We start from the raw sequence: 14,332 nt of genomic DNA, 5'->3' as shown, positions 1-14,332 counted from the left end.
TGCGTCAGATTGGTTAATTTAGCGATCGCCTCTGGAATCTGGGTTATTTGGTTGCTACTGAGGTCAAGCTGCGTCAGATTGGTTAATTTAGCGATTGCCTCTGGAATCTGGGTTATTTTGTTGAGACTGAGGTCAAGCTGCGTCAGATTGGTTAATTTAGCGATCGCCTCTGGAATCTGGGTTATTTGGTTGCTACTGAGGTCAAGCTGCGTCAGATTGGTTAATTTAGCGATCGCCTCTGGAATCTGGGTTATTTTGTTGAGACGGAGGTGAAGCTGCGTCAGATTGGTTAAATTAGCGATCGCCTCTGGAATCTGGGTTATTTTGTTGAGACTGAGGTGAAGCTGCGTCAGATTGGTTAATTTAGCGATCGCCTCTGGAATCTGGGTTATTTTATTGCCATCGAGGTCAAGCTGCGTCAGATTGGTTAATTTAGCGATCGCCTCTGGAATCTGGGTTATTTTGTTGCCATCGAGGTCAAGCTGCGTCAGATTGGTTAATTTAGCGATCGCCTCTGGAATCTGGGTTATTTTGTTGAGACGGAGGTGAAGCTCCCTCAGATTGGTTAATTTAGCGATCGCCTCTGGAATCTGGGTTATTTTGTTGAGACGGAGGTGAAGCTGCGTCAGATTGGTTAAATTAGCGATCGCCTCTGGAATCTTGATTATTTTGTTGTTATAGAGGATAAGCTGCGTCAGATTGGTTAAATTAGCGATCGCCTCTGGAATCTGGGTTATTTTGTTGTTATAGAGGATAAGCTGCGTCAGATTGGTTAAATTAGCGATCGCCTCTGGAATCTTGATTATTTTGTTGTTATAGAGGATAAGCTGCGTCAGATTGGTTAATTTAGCGATCGCATCAGGTATTTCAGTTAGCTCTACTCGAATTAAGATAAGTTCCTCTAAATGTAGTATTTGCGTTACCACATCGGGAATGCTCTCTAAAGGATTGCCACTAATATCCAACTTACGCAAATTAGGCAAACTCAATAGTTCGAGTGGAAGCGTTTTTAAATTGTTGCCTGAAACCTTTTCGAGAAAGCGGTCTCCTACTTCTTCATAACCTTCAACCTTCTTTCCCAAAATCAAAGACTCAAGCTGCTTCAACTTACCAATTTCTACAGGTAACTCAGTCAACTCCTGCCCCGACAAGTCTAACTCTCGCCAACCCTCAGCCACGGCGCGATCTATCAGTACCAACAATTCATCCTGCGTCATAATTCCAAGGAGAAGGGTAAAAGGAAAGAAGATTAATGAAGATTATCTTAACTGATTAGCGAAAAATGCTAAATTATCACTTGTTGGCGATGCCTGCGGCGGGCTACGCCAACGCGCCTTGAGATGATAGGAAAAGCGATCGCGCGAGTGCTAACTTGTCAGTTTGCTGTTTGGGATATTGCGGATTTAGGCGTAGGCGTAGCCCGTACTTCTCTACGAGAGGCTGCGCCAACGGCAAGCTCAGTAACCATCGTAGACATCGCGCCTTGAGATGTGGTGAGCGCATATATCTAAATCTGGTTTCTAGCTATCTCTGTTATGATACCTACGATCAATTTTTGGCATTGCTTACAAAACGAGCGATCGCATCCCTGACAGTACACCAGGGGGCAATCACGCTATCTAACAAATTTGAATATTTCTACTCATCACTCAAAGTTTCAATTAATAAATCTACTTGCTGCTGTCGCTGCTGCAAAAAACTTTCGCACTGACGCAAATACTCTACAGCCTTAGCAAATTGGTCAAAAACCTCTTCCAATTCCAACTCACCCGCCTCAATGCCAGCGATAATTCCCTCTATTTCAATAACCTTCGCCTCATAATTCCAACCTTCCTCAGAATTAGAAGCACTCTTACGTTTAACCATCAACCTCTCTGTGTCCTCTGCGCCTCTGTGGTTCGTTAATCCTTCATTTCCATAACTTTTACTTTAACCCCACCTTGCCCCAACTGAATCAACAAATCTTCTCCCACAGCCAACTCTCCCGCAGAACGAGCGATCGCCCCATTTTTTCTTCTCACTACCGCATAACCACGCTGTAACACCGCTTTCGGGTCAAGTGTTGCCAACTTTTGCCGCAACAATTCTAGATGCTGCGTTGCTTGCTGCGATCGCCCCGTCGTGATTTGCACCAATTGCTGACGCTTCCAAGCTAGCTTTTGCACCTCCTGCTGCACTTGTCGGTCTAACCGCAAACGCCGCAAACGATTTCGCAATACTTGTAGTTTATTCTCAGCATTTTCCCTAAAGTCATGCACCGCCTCATGTAAAGCCACAACTCGCTGCTGATGCTCAGTATACAACTCTGAAAGTGCTGGCACAACCATTTCCGCCGCCGCAGTGGGTGTATGCACACACGCATCTGCAACTAAATCTGCCAAAGATTCATCTCGTTGATGTCCAATACCAGTAATTATCGGTATAGAACAACTAGCAAGCGATCGCACCACTCGTTCATCATTAAAGCAAGCCAATTCCTCAACCGCGCCACCACCCCGCGATAAAATTAGCACTTCGGCGCGTCCATCTCTTTCCACCCGCTCAATTGCTTTGACGATAGATTCCGGCGCTTGCTCACCTTGTACGGTTGCCGGAGAAAATAAAACGTGTAAACCTGGATACCTTTGCTTGAGAGTTTTTTGAATATCACCCCAAGCAGCAGCCGTTGGTGAAGTGACAACAGCGATCGTTTGGGGGTGTGTTGGGAGCGATCGCTTTCTTTGCGCGTCGAACAAGCCCTCAGCCAGCAAGCGATTTTTTAGTTGTTGATAGCGTAGTGCCTGTAAACCAACACCAGCAGGTAGAGTCTGCCAAACTGATAACTGATACTCTCCCCGTTGCGGATACAGGCGAATACTACCCAAAATAATTATCTGCTCACCGGGAACGGGTATCTGGGCGAGTTTTGGTAATTGGCTATTCCATACCACACACTTAATTCCGGCGGTGCGATCGGTATCTTGCAGCGTGAAAAATAACCCACTACGATGATGGTTAGCACTGGAAACTTCGCCAGTTACCCAAACTTGCCGCAATTTTTCATCTTGCTCTAACAGCAAGCGGATATAGTCAGTTAATCCAGAGACTGAAAGCGCTGTATCGAGAATCAGAGAGTCGGGAAGGTCGAAAGTCATCAAAGATGTCTGAAAGCATTTGTGCTGAAGCGATTCTAGCATTTTTCATGAAAACCGAAAGTTTATCCTAGTAAACGCTTTAATCTTTTGTAGACATCATGATCATTGCGCTTACCGACTAAAATCACTTCGATTAAATCTTGGTCAGGAAAATATCTGTAAACAATTCTATATTCACCACTATCAACTCGATATAAACCCTGATAACCAGATAGTTGCTCACTATCAGCCGGTAAAGGCTCAACATTTAAAGCCAAAACCTTTTTGGCAATCTGCGCTGCTATTTTAGGCTGTAAACCATTCAGAAAATCAAGAACAGTTGCTAGACCATCAAGCCTCGCCATTAACTAAATGCTCCAATGCAGATGTAAAAGCCTCTGCACCAATCATTTTGGACTGACTCAGAGCAACTTCAGCAGCTTGACCGAAAACCATATCCTCTAATTCTTCCAGCCGATTAATTAATTTTTGATAGCTCTCGGCTGAAATAATCACATGGCTAGGCCGTGATTGCTTAGTTAGTAGAACTGGCTCAGTAGCAGCCTTATCAAAAACCTCACCGTGTTTGTTACGAGCATCTGTAAGAGTGTAGGTCTGCATAGGGATTTTGACTACTTTAGACATTTTGACTATATTTTAGCAGATAACTCTTCTCATCTCAATTTTGGCTTAACAGAACTTGCTGCTCATTTATGTAAATATAGGACTCCTATTTGATTTTTGAACAAGACTAAGAGACAATACGGGTACTAAAACAGGTGTAAGAAGGGACAATGATAAGTCAGCATCTGCAAACTATCACACTCCCAGAGGTAGTATCACGGCAAGAGATGCCAGAGAAAGATGCTCAAAGGGATCCCGCCGAACTACAAGATTTTATAGCTCTGCGTCCAGATGCGCGTGAGGTCAGGAAAGCGTTGGCAGTCAAGCTGGTTTATCAAGGATAGTTGTATGATGAAATCGAAACAATTCTAGACGTATCGCGAGGATCAATAACTGGTTGGAAGCGAGCCTACGAGGAAAATGGAATTGACGGACTGCGGCTGAACTATCAGGGAAGAAAGAGCTACCTTTTGAGCGCACAACGAGAAGAAGTGTTGAGTTGGCTGAGCATCATAGCCGAAGCATAAATTAGCATCTTAGTGTAATTGAGCGTTAAGATTATTATTTTAACTATTTGTCCAGTGAAAAGCGGTATTTCGCCCTGAACTTACAACTGAGCATTAGGTAAATATAAAAATGAGGATTTTAGCCAAATTGACACACCTACGCTAAAGACAGAAAACAAGTGCGTGAGGTTACAACTATGGCTCAGACAGTAGAACGCCAACCTGGTGGCTTATACATTCAAACCTCTAATCAACAGCAAATCGCTTTTCCTCTCAAGCACACCGAAGTGCAAGCCAAACATATCGAGGCTGAAAGTCACCTAAAGCATTGAAAATCTCTTCACTACTACCCTAGAAGCTGTCTACAGCTTACCCCGACCCGGTGAAGTCGCTGTAGATGATATGCTGATTCGTATTAGCGATCGCTCCTAATTTATCAACCTCCGCAGATCACGAGTACGGTTCTACTGACACTGTATATTTAGATAATTTTTATTGAAAACCCTTGCTTACCCAGCCAAAAAAAGCTATCTCTGAATCCAAGTTGGTATCATTGTGCAAGACTACCCTAATCTGGTAGCGATCGAGTTACGATCTTGTCATACCCTTTTTTTGATTTGAGAAGTCCTATTCCAGAATTTTCTGGTTAAAATAGTATATCTGTTCTACTCAAACTCCCAGAGCAACACTCCTTAAAACCATATATTAAGAGGCATTAGAGGCAGGAATGGCTATCAACACCGATACTTCTGGCAAGCAAAAAGCGCTGACTATGGTGCTCAACCAGATTGAGCGCAGCTTTGGTAAAGGAGCAATCATGCGCCTGGGCGATGCCACCCGGATGCGGGTGGAAACAATTTCCAGTGGAGCGCTTACCCTAGATTTAGCATTGGGTGGTGGTTTACCCAAGGGGCGGGTAATTGAAATTTATGGGCCGGAAAGTTCCGGTAAGACTACAGTAGCGCTACATGCGCTCGCCGAAGTGCAAAGAAATGGCGGTATTGCTGCCTTTGTTGATGCTGAACACGCCCTTGACCCTACCTATGCTGCGGCATTGGGTGTAGATATTGACAATCTGCTGATTTCTCAACCTGACACTGGCGAATCAGCTTTAGAAATTGTCGATCAGCTTGTTCGCTCTGCTGCGGTTGATATTGTAGTCATTGACTCAGTGGCAGCACTGGTTCCCCGCGCTGAAATTGAAGGGGATATGGGTGATATTCACGTTGGTCTGCAAGCGCGGTTGATGAGCCAAGCTTTGCGTAAAATTACTGGTAATATTGGTAAATCTGGTTGTACAGTAATTTTCATCAACCAGTTGCGGCAAAAAATCGGTGTTACCTACGGTAGCCCAGAAACCACAACTGGCGGTAACGCATTGAAATTTTACGCTTCGGTGCGCTTAGATATTCGCCGAATTCAAACCTTGAAAAAAGGTACAGATGAATATGGTAATCGCGTCAAAGTCAAAGTCGCTAAAAATAAAGTAGCTCCGCCTTTTAGGATTGCGGAATTTGACATTATTTTTGGCAAAGGAATTTCTACCTTGGGTTGTATTGTAGACTTGGCAGAAGAAACTGGCGTGCTTGTCCGCAAGGGAGCTTGGTACAGCTACAATGGCGACAATATTTCTCAAGGACGAGACAACGCCATTAAGTATTTAGAAGAAAAGCCTGAATTTGCTGAACAAATTAAGCAACTGGTGCGTGAAAAGCTAGATAAAGGCGCTGTTGTTTCTGCTAACTCTGTAGCTAAACCCAGTGAAGGAGATGAAGAGGAAGAAGTCGATTTAGAGCCAGAAGAATAAGGAATGTGGATTTATTAATCTGCAACTTTTAATGTGTAGTGGGTTACGAAGACAGCTAACCCACCTTTTCCTAGGTATTGATGAGTTACAGCAAGCCTAACGAAATGATTGCTACTACATGACGAGCAATCATTTTTATGGCGTTTTTTCGTTGCAATCAGGTAAAATTTGTGTCAAATTAGAGCTAGGGCGAATAGAATTCGCACGCCAGTTACTCATGGGGGAAACCACGCCAGGTGCAACAAGAGTGGCTCGCCGCCCAACGCACTGGCTCCCTAAGACCGCAATGGCTTGGCTACACAAACAAGAGCCACACAGACCTGGACTAAGGAAAATTAAGGTTTTTTAACCCGTGCAGGTGGGTTTTGCCTTAATTCACAAAAAAATCAAAAGTCATATTGCCTAGATGGATGCGATCGCCATTCACAAAGGAGCCAGTGGTACTGTTGAAATCAATAGACCTCTTGCAAAAGTCCCTAACACCCCACCCCCAACCCCTCCCCGCAAGCGGGGAGGGGAGACAAAGCGTAGCTTTGGCGGGGTGGGGTTCTTATTTTTGATTTATGCAAGAGGTCTAATTAAGTAAAAGCCTTGATGATCAATATGTTGAATAGCATAGCTCCGAAATCTAAACTTTCAACTTACAACAAGCCTCGTTTACCATTGGGGCGGACGGTCATCCAATTTGTTTTTGCTAGTGCTAGCTGCTCATCAGAAATTTTGGCACTGGTTAGATTAGCACCACACAGATTTGCTCCTCGGAGGTTAGCATTGCTGAGATAAGCATTGCTGAGGTCTGCGCCTCGCAGGTCTGCCCCTTCTAAATCAGCATGGTTAAAGTATGCCTTGCTCAAATTAGCATCCTTGAGATTTGCGCGAGTCAGACTGGCTCTGCCAAAGTCACTATTTTGCAGATTAGCTCCCTGGAGATTGGTTTTTTGCAATTGAGCGGAATGGAAATTTGTTTGGGATAAGTCAGCACCTTGCAGGTTCAGCAAACTTAAATTGTGTAGGGCAAAATCCCGTCTTCCCTTCAGATAGGCTGTTAATAAACCTTGAGTATCTAACTTACGCTCAACTTTAGAATTTTGAACTTGCGAATCACTGCTGTTGCTGTTAGCTAAAGTCGTGGATTTGGCCATCCCTGAACCATGCTGTAATCCAGCCGCTTCTGCTGCCTTGGCTCGTCTAGCGCGAATTGCTGCCGCTACCTGTGCCACTCCTCCAGTGGTAAAAGCAGCAGAAGGGTTGTTAGATAAAACAGCAGAATTTTCCCGGTGGTTGTGTGTTCGCTCTTTAGATCCACTATCAGATTTAGTCAGTAAACCCTTTGCTAGACTATCTAAATATGGTTCTATTTCTAATGCTCTGAGAACTTCTGCTGCTGACTGATAGCGATTACGTACAGACACCTCTAACATTTTTCGGAATACATTGCTCAAGTGATCACTCACTTGCACAAGCTGCTCCCACATCATCTCGCCAGTGTTGGGATTGTAATCTAAATCTCTAGGAGTTTTGCTAGTCAATAAATAAATGCATGTCACCCCCAGTGCATAGATATCACTGGCGTAGACTGGACGCATAGCCATTTGCTCTGGAGGTGCAAAACCAGGAGTACCAATGGCATATGCAGTTAATGCTGTCTGTCCTGATTGACTTGTCGCAGCTTGGCTAACTTGGTCTTTGACGGCACCAAAGTCGATGAGTACCATTCTGGCATCTTGAGTGCGGCGAATTAAGTTGGCTGGCTTGATATCACGGTGAATCACCTTTTGCTCATGGATATATTGCAGCAGTGGCAGAACCTCGCTCAAAAATTGCTTGACTCCAGTTTCGCTCAAGATGCCATTAAGTTTGACCTCCTCCTGCAAGGTATCACCACTGATGTATTCTTGAACTAAGTAGAATTGTTCATGATCTTCAAAATAGTCTAATAATCTTGGTACTTGAGGATGATTGCCAATCTTACCTAGAGTTTTGGCTTCTCGCTCAAAGAGTTCTCTGGCCATCTTTAAAACGTGTGGGGCGCTTCCTGATGGGCGTAATTGCTTGATTACGCAACTCGGTTCTCCTGGTAAGCCTTGATCATAGGCTAAGAAGGTTGCTCCAAAGCCACCCTGACCTAATGGTTTGATCACCTGATAGCGATGGCGCAACAGAAGTTGCGAGCCACAAGACTGACACCTTTGGCTATTTACCAAATTTTCTGGATTGGGACAGATAGGATTTAAGCAGTAGCTCATGCACTCTCAACTCGCTGCACAAATAATCACGGGGAATGTTATACTCTGTTTCTGTTATACTCTTTTTCAATTATTTAGATATTAATCAATTCTTGCCAGGTAATTTTTGCTGGAAATTCTTTGAAGAGTTTCTAAAGTTTAACTCAGATTACGTAAAGCGATCGCCATAACAAGATAATTTATTATACTTACACCGATAGATAGTATTTAGATCACTTTATACCAAACCGTAATTCCTAATCACGTTCTCTTAAAGCTTCTACGGGCAGTATGCTGCTCTGGTGACTCGCTAACGTCATTCGGAATTGAGAAAGCCAGTTTTAATCTGGGTTTCCCGATGATTGGATCTGTAGTCTTATTTTGGAGGATTGGTATTTAAAAGTATTGGAGGGCAGTGCCCAACGCCAGTTGCTCTACTTGAGGTTTCCCCAAGTAGAGCAACTGGCTCCCCTACAGAAAATCGCTGTAGGATTTTGGATGCCCAAATTTGGAGGCAATTTAGAATCATCTCCATTACTCGTTAACAGACTATTAGCTAGCTTTCATGTTCACACTAATCAGCTGTTCGATCAGTGCAAAAACATCACTGCGGCTGAGTTTCTCTTTACCATTAGCAAGAGCATCAAGAGTGCCACTAGCCAAGGTTAAGGGAATTTGGCAAAAATCTAAGGCGGGTCCTGTAGGAAGGTCTTTGGTGTAAGCTTCTGCCAGGGCTAGATTGCGCCGCGCATACTCTTGCATATTTTCTGCACTCCAACCCTCTGGGAAAAAGTCTACTCCACGCCCTAAATCTTCAGTATGGTTACGCAGGATATTAACTGCTTGTAAACCCCGACCAAACCCAATTGCCTGGGTACGGTTAGTTTGCGTTCCATCATACCAAGTCCATAAGTCCGATAGTAACAATCCCACTGCACCTGCAACCCCAAAGGTATAACGATCCAAATCAGATTCTGTGTAAATTTTCCAGTTTCTTTCTGCCCAGTAAGCCATCCGGTCTGCCATTGCAGCAGTCGCATCCCAAATTCGAGGTGCAATGGTCTCTGGTGCTAGCAGCGACCATTCTCTAATCCTCACAGTGACTTCTTCTAAGGTATTCTCATACCCACTAAATCCTGCAAAGAAAGCATCTACCGCGAAGCCATCAACTCCTGCCTGTAATGTCAGGCTAATCGTTTTTAACAGCTTTGCTTTAGTAGCGTTATCTAGTTCGGGATGATCTTCAATTTCATCAATGGCACGCATACACAAATATGCTGATGCTACTGCTTCTTGCAATCCTGGCGGTAAAACACTAATTGGGATATAAAAAGTTCGGCTAGTTTCTTTGAGGATTTGCAATGCATCTCTACGTAAATTCATGTTTTCACTCCCCACTTGATTTTTGCACCACATGAAGTTGGCAGTTTTTTGATGATACTGGATATAGTTTTGACTAAACCTTAAAAACTATAGACCATAAGATACGCTAGTATTTCATCTAAAAATTAATAGTTTTTGATGTTGCAATTAACAAAACTCTCAAATTTATCAAAGTCTAATCTAGTATATAGGGTTTTGGTTGCAAAAATGCGTCAGGTGTCGTTTGATATAGCTTTCATAAACTTTTAGTTTAGATATAAAGAATTATGCTAATGTTTGGTTGATTACAGCCAAATTTTTCCATGAGCAAACATCCATTTTCGAGATTTGAAAGTGTTGTAAGTCTGCGTTAATCTGACTAACAAAGTGTAATTATTGTATAGGAATCCGATTTGATTTCTGAAAACATACTGAGACTGAAAATCCCGTTTGATCAGGGTTTTATCCGAAATCTTGTTCAAAAATCAGATATGAGTCCTATATATATAAAGACAATTCAGGAAAAGCTGGTAACAGATAATAGCAACTGTACGCACCTTTAGATGCGAACGGCGGCTTCCCGAAGAGTTAGGGTAAGTTAAATTGAATATAGACGGCTGCGATGCCTGGGTTGGGCTACGCATACGCTTGATCGGTTACAGTGAGAGCCTCCTTGCTGTTCAAGGTGAGATAAAGTGACCATAACCCAGAAGAAAAAGTTCCCGTATATTTACTAAATTGACAATAAAAAAGTAGGCTGTTTGCCCACTCAACAAAATATTTGTGAATATTTGACCTCTTACCGGTCTCAAGATATAAAAATTTAAATAGTTGTTTCGAGTCAGGCTAAAGCTATGGTCTCCACTTGTTACTTGTTTTCGACTGATGTCAGTCCATTAATCGCTGGGTCGTTGATTACCTGTCCCTGCGTATTAAACCACGAACCGTGACATGGGCAATCCCAGGTCTTTTCTGAGGAATTCCAAGCGACGATACAGTTGAGATGAGTATAAATTGCCGTTTTAGTCTCAGTAAGCTGCGACTTTTGTGAAACTACGCCGCACCATTGCACCTGTACCGGGAGTAACTTTTTCGATGGAATCAACATCGCCTGGTGTCACCCACTCTAAATACTGGGCAGCAACGTTGAGATTTTCAGAGATTAAATCACCTACTCCACCAATTTTCGCACGCGATGGGTGATAAATCAGGGCTGTTGGCTGAAGTTTTACAGTTAGCAAATAAAACAGAGGAAATGTCCAGGGCTATGGCACAAAAAAATCGTTCAGCAGTACGGCAACAACTTGGAGAATTAGCAGCAGAAAAGCGATCGCTAAACAAGTTACGGAAAGTAGCAGGGCAAACCAATGAATAAAATTTTTGAAATCGCGCTTGGTATTGTTACCAGTATCGGCGGCTTTCTGGATGTAGGTGCGATCGCATTATCGCACCTACATCCAGAAGGGGGATAATGACAACTCGTGAAATTCATCTAGAATTACTGCTAAGTAAACCAGTAGTAGACTCAACAGGCAAAACCGTCGGACGCATTGAGGAAGTACGCGCCGAACAACAAGGTGAAGAATGGATTGTTAAGGAATATCTTATCGGCTATGCTGCGGTGCTAGAACGGTTATCTGCTTGGACAATTGGGTTAAAATTATTGCAAGGCATTAAAGCACCTACCTTAATCATTACTGGGGATAGCGATATCGTAATTCCTCCTGTTAATAGTAATATTTTGAATAACAAAATTTCTGGTTCAGAACTCAAAATTATTAAAGAAGGCGGACATGGGTTTGGTTATAGCCATGCTGCTGAAATTGTAAAAATTATCACTGATTTTTTATCGTAATTCAACGGCATAAAATAAATGTGTCTCGCTCCCAGTTTCCGACTGGGAACGCCTAATGGGGGGCTGCCGCCTCAAGACTTGCGGCAGAGTCGCAATTGAAATGCATTTCCAGCCAGAGGCTGTAAACAAGGTTTTAAAGGGGTTTGCGCTTAAGTTGACACCTATGCTAGCCGTAGGCATCGCTCATTTTTTGGCCGACCTCATAAAATCGCTCTTGCTAAAAAATATCTGCTAATCTTTCACCCAACTTCTAGCGAAAGAAAGAGTTTGAGGCTGAGTATCTCTGTAATCATGAATGCAAAGAAGTATTAACCTGCTTAATAACTGATATGCCGCAATATTTCGGAAAACTACCCACAACAAACCAAGCTTGGACAACCGTTGGCAATGTAAAAGCTGTAACCTGGGACAATAATATTATTAATTTTGACTGTGGCGACTCACGCCTTACTATCAGCGTACTTGCTCCCAATTTAATCCGTGTGCGTTTTGCACCAACTGGGGAATTTATGCCTCGCCGTTCTTGGGCAGTGACGCTAGATGATGCAGAATGGGCGACAACACCTTTTGCGGTGCGGGAAACTGAAGCAACAATCGAAATTGAAACAGCACAAATTCGTGTGTGTGTCCAGCGAGAAAAATGTTGCATTGCTTGTTTTGACAAAGCTAATCGCCCCTTTGCCCAAGATGTAGAAATGGGTATAGGTTGGCGGATGGGTGCAGTTGCAGGGTGGAAGCAAATTGCAACTGACGAACATTTTTATGGCTTTGGTGAACGCACAGGCTGGCTGGATAAACTGAGCGAGGTAAAAACCAACTGGACAACGGATGCCTTAGATTATGATGCACTTACTGATGAAATGTACCAAGCAATTCCATTTTTTATGGCTTTGCGCCCTGAGGTAAGCTATGGTATCTTTTTGAATACCACTTTTTGGAGTCAGTTCGATATCGGTGCTGAACAACCAGGTATTTGGAAGATGGAGACTCGCGGCGATGAATTGGATTATTACATGATCTACGGCCCCGAACCTGCCCAAATTCTGGACACATACACTCAGCTAACTGGGAGAATGCCATTACCGCCGAAATGGGCGCTAGGTTATCATCAATGTCGCTGGAGTTACGATTCAGAAACCGTTGTGCGGGAACTGGCGCGAGAATTTCGCCAACGCCGCATTCCCTGCGATGTTATCCACTTGGATATTGACTATATGCGGGGTTATCGGGTATTTTCTTGGAGTCCCCAGCGTTTTCCCAACCCAGCAAAACTCATCAGTGATTTAGCAGAGGATGGTTTCAAAACAGTCACAATCATTGACCCTGGTGTTAAGTATGAACCAGAAGCCAATTATGATGTTTTTGACCAAGGAATAGAAAACGACTACTTTGTGCGGAAAGCGGATGGTGCGTTGTTCCACGGCTACGTTTGGCCTGAGAAAGCTGTTTTTCCTGACTTTTTACGTCCTGATGTGCGTAACTGGTGGGCTGATTTACACAAAAGCTTAACTGATATCGGCGTGGCAGGAATTTGGAATGATATGAATGAACCTGCGATAAACGATCGCCCTTTCGGCGATGATGGTGAAAAGATTTGGTTTCCCCTAGATGCACCACAGGGGGGAGAGGATAATTCAAAATCTAAAATCCAAAATCCAAAATCTAAAATTGACGCGACTCATACAGAAGTGCATAACTTGTATGGGTTGATGATGGCTAAAGCTTGCTATGAAGGGTTGGAACGGCATCGAAGCCCAGAGCGATCGTTTGTGTTAACGCGATCGGGTTATGCTGGTGTGCAACGCTGGTCTTCTGTCTGGATGGGAGATAACCAATCGTTGTGGGAGCATTTAGAAATGTCTCTGCCGATGCTTTGCAATATGGGACTTTCGGGTGTGGCGTTTGTGGGTTGCGATATTGGCGGATTTGCTGGTAACGCCACAGCTGAATTATTCGCTCGGTGGATGCAGGTAGGAATGCTTTACCCATTGATGCGCGGTCACTCGGCAATGTCTACTGCTCGTCATGAACCTTGGGTATTTGGCGATCGCGTTGAAAATATCTGTCGAGAATATATTAATCTACGTTATCAACTACTTCCCTACATTTATAGTCTTTTTTGGGAAGCGGCAACAACGGGCGCACCGATTTTAAGACCATTATTATACCATTACTCTAACGATCCGAAAACCTATAGCCTCTACGATCAAGTATTGCTAGGTGCGTCGCTGATGGCTGCACCAATTTACCGCCCTGGAGTTGAGCATCGATCTGTCTACTTACCCCTTGGTACTTGGTATGATTGGTGGAGTGGCGATCGCTATGAAGGCCCGATTCATATTCTTGCTCATGCACCACTAGAAAGAATGCCACTGTATGTCCGTAGCGGTGCGATCGTTCCTATGCAACCTGTCAGGCAATACGTTGATCAAGCCCCACTCGACGAGATCCGGTTACGAATTTGGCCTGGCAATAACGAATATCAGCTATTTGAAGATGATGGACACACAAACAATTATCAAGATAAACTTTTTTCCCTAGCAAATATCAGCGTATTTACTGATTCTAATCAAACAGTAGTTGAAATTGGAGTGAGAATCGGAGAATGGACACCTCCATCGCGTGAAGTGATTGTAGAAGTCGTTGGTGTGGGAGAGCAACGTTTCCAAGATGATGGTAAGCCACATACTCTGCAATTCTGAAATACTCACAAAGGTGGTTTAAAAAACCACCATTATTTCTGATTCCCAATTCTGTAAGGAAAAGTATGCATTGGGATAGATGAAAAGTAAGTCAAGGGGTAGCTTAAAATACAGAGGATATAAATAGTTAAACCGTAA

General features: G+C 43.5%; 14 protein-coding genes and 1 pseudogene. 5 read left to right on the top strand and 10 right to left on the bottom strand.

Translation table 11 applies throughout. The features are described 5' to 3' along the window. The 6 genes from V7K36_RS18015 to V7K36_RS17990 form a co-directional block, all read right to left on the bottom strand. Positions 1-1,217: leucine-rich repeat domain-containing protein (locus V7K36_RS18015; RefSeq protein WP_335117926.1), on the bottom strand; the 1,217-nt coding region annotated here is incomplete at its 3' end. A 103-nt stretch (positions 1,218-1,320) separates the two neighbouring features. Further along, positions 1,321-1,503 (bottom strand): hypothetical protein, encoded by a 183-nt coding sequence (locus V7K36_RS18010; protein ID WP_335117924.1) that lies wholly within the window; start codon positions 1,501-1,503, stop codon positions 1,321-1,323. Positions 1,504-1,638: 135 nt separating this feature from the next. Then, positions 1,639-1,866, bottom strand: coding sequence for an exodeoxyribonuclease VII small subunit (xseB, locus tag V7K36_RS18005; protein WP_334873835.1), 228 nt, complete (start codon positions 1,864-1,866; stop codon positions 1,639-1,641). 35 nt (positions 1,867-1,901) lie between these two features. Beyond that, entirely contained in the window at positions 1,902-3,134 is a 1,233-nt protein-coding gene (gene xseA, locus V7K36_RS18000) for an exodeoxyribonuclease VII large subunit (protein WP_335117928.1), read from the bottom strand. A gap of 62 nt (positions 3,135-3,196) precedes the next feature. After that, complete coding sequence (locus V7K36_RS17995; RefSeq protein ID WP_335117922.1) at positions 3,197-3,478, bottom strand: type II toxin-antitoxin system RelE family toxin; 282 nt, start codon at positions 3,476-3,478, stop codon at positions 3,197-3,199. Further along, positions 3,465-3,734 carry a type II toxin-antitoxin system Phd/YefM family antitoxin gene (locus V7K36_RS17990; protein ID WP_335117920.1) on the bottom strand — a complete coding sequence of 90 codons (270 nt, stop codon included), beginning with the start codon at positions 3,732-3,734 and terminating at the stop codon, positions 3,465-3,467. The genes V7K36_RS17995 and V7K36_RS17990 overlap by 14 nt, the downstream gene beginning before the upstream one ends. Positions 3,735-3,907: 173 nt before the next feature. Here V7K36_RS17990 and V7K36_RS17985 point away from each other — a divergent pair. From V7K36_RS17985 to recA, 3 genes and pseudogenes are all read left to right on the top strand, one after another. Next, positions 3,908-4,243, top strand: a pseudogene (locus V7K36_RS17985) (helix-turn-helix domain-containing protein); the annotation flags it as partial. Positions 4,244-4,440: 197 nt separating this feature from the next. Beyond that, entirely contained in the window at positions 4,441-4,575 is a 135-nt protein-coding gene (locus tag V7K36_RS17980) for a hypothetical protein (protein WP_335117918.1), read from the top strand. A 395-nt stretch (positions 4,576-4,970) separates the two neighbouring features. Next, entirely contained in the window at positions 4,971-6,050 is a 1,080-nt protein-coding gene (gene recA, locus V7K36_RS17975; protein ID WP_334828360.1) for a recombinase RecA, read from the top strand. A 641-nt stretch (positions 6,051-6,691) separates the two neighbouring features. Here the strand turns inward: recA and V7K36_RS17970 are convergent. The 4 genes from V7K36_RS17970 to V7K36_RS17955 form a co-directional block, all read right to left on the bottom strand. Further along, entirely contained in the window at positions 6,692-8,296 is a 1,605-nt protein-coding gene (locus V7K36_RS17970) for a serine/threonine-protein kinase (RefSeq protein WP_335117916.1), read from the bottom strand. Between the two features lie 531 nt (positions 8,297-8,827). Beyond that, the gene (locus tag V7K36_RS17965) at positions 8,828-9,658 is read right to left on the bottom strand and encodes a phytoene/squalene synthase family protein (protein WP_335117914.1); all 831 of its coding nucleotides are present in this window, start codon (positions 9,656-9,658) and stop codon (positions 8,828-8,830) included. Positions 9,659-10,505: 847 nt separating this feature from the next. Then, on the bottom strand, positions 10,506-10,745 hold the full coding sequence (locus V7K36_RS17960; RefSeq protein WP_335117912.1) for a Rieske 2Fe-2S domain-containing protein: 240 nt from the start codon (positions 10,743-10,745) through the stop codon (positions 10,506-10,508). After that, entirely contained in the window at positions 10,666-10,878 is a 213-nt protein-coding gene (locus V7K36_RS17955) for a hypothetical protein (RefSeq protein WP_335117910.1), read from the bottom strand. Before V7K36_RS17955 ends, V7K36_RS17960 begins: the two co-directional genes overlap by 80 nt. Positions 10,879-11,108: 230 nt before the next feature. Between V7K36_RS17955 and V7K36_RS17950 the strand changes: the two genes are divergently transcribed. Then, on the top strand, positions 11,109-11,492 hold the full coding sequence (locus V7K36_RS17950) for an alpha/beta fold hydrolase (protein WP_335117908.1): 384 nt from the start codon (positions 11,109-11,111) through the stop codon (positions 11,490-11,492). Between the two features lie 329 nt (positions 11,493-11,821). Then, on the top strand, positions 11,822-14,194 hold the full coding sequence (locus tag V7K36_RS17945; RefSeq protein ID WP_335117906.1) for a glycoside hydrolase family 31 protein: 2,373 nt from the start codon (positions 11,822-11,824) through the stop codon (positions 14,192-14,194). The last annotated feature ends 138 nt before the right edge of the window (positions 14,195-14,332 follow it).

Origin of the sequence: Nostoc sp., assembly GCF_036919555.1 — a bacterium.
In the GTDB taxonomy this organism is placed as follows: Bacteria; Cyanobacteriota; Cyanobacteriia; order Cyanobacteriales; family Nostocaceae; genus Nostoc.
Note: the sequence above shows the minus strand (reverse complement) of the source record. Positions and strands in the feature narration are given on the sequence as shown.

What these genes read in the sequence shown, in the direction of transcription:
- V7K36_RS17970 (WP_335117916.1), bottom strand. Translation starts at nt 8,296, where the DNA reads ATGAGCTACTGCTTAAATCCTATCTGTCCCAATCCAGAAAATTTGGTA.
- V7K36_RS18010 (WP_335117924.1), bottom strand. Translation starts at nt 1,503, where the DNA reads ATGCGCTCACCACATCTCAAGGCGCGATGTCTACGATGGTTACTGAGC.
- V7K36_RS17995 (WP_335117922.1), bottom strand. Translation starts at nt 3,478, where the DNA reads ATGGCGAGGCTTGATGGTCTAGCAACTGTTCTTGATTTTCTGAATGGT.
- xseA (WP_335117928.1), bottom strand. Translation starts at nt 3,134, where the DNA reads ATGACTTTCGACCTTCCCGACTCTCTGATTCTCGATACAGCGCTTTCA.
- V7K36_RS17960 (WP_335117912.1), bottom strand. Translation starts at nt 10,745, where the DNA reads ATGTTGATTCCATCGAAAAAGTTACTCCCGGTACAGGTGCAATGGTGC.
- V7K36_RS17945 (WP_335117906.1), top strand. Translation starts at nt 11,822, where the DNA reads ATGCCGCAATATTTCGGAAAACTACCCACAACAAACCAAGCTTGGACA.
- V7K36_RS17950 (WP_335117908.1), top strand. Translation starts at nt 11,109, where the DNA reads ATGACAACTCGTGAAATTCATCTAGAATTACTGCTAAGTAAACCAGTA.
- V7K36_RS17990 (WP_335117920.1), bottom strand. Translation starts at nt 3,734, where the DNA reads ATGCAGACCTACACTCTTACAGATGCTCGTAACAAACACGGTGAGGTT.
- V7K36_RS17980 (WP_335117918.1), top strand. Translation starts at nt 4,441, where the DNA reads ATGGCTCAGACAGTAGAACGCCAACCTGGTGGCTTATACATTCAAACC.
- xseB (WP_334873835.1), bottom strand. Translation starts at nt 1,866, where the DNA reads ATGGTTAAACGTAAGAGTGCTTCTAATTCTGAGGAAGGTTGGAATTAT.
- V7K36_RS17965 (WP_335117914.1), bottom strand. Translation starts at nt 9,658, where the DNA reads ATGAATTTACGTAGAGATGCATTGCAAATCCTCAAAGAAACTAGCCGA.
- recA (WP_334828360.1), top strand. Translation starts at nt 4,971, where the DNA reads ATGGCTATCAACACCGATACTTCTGGCAAGCAAAAAGCGCTGACTATG.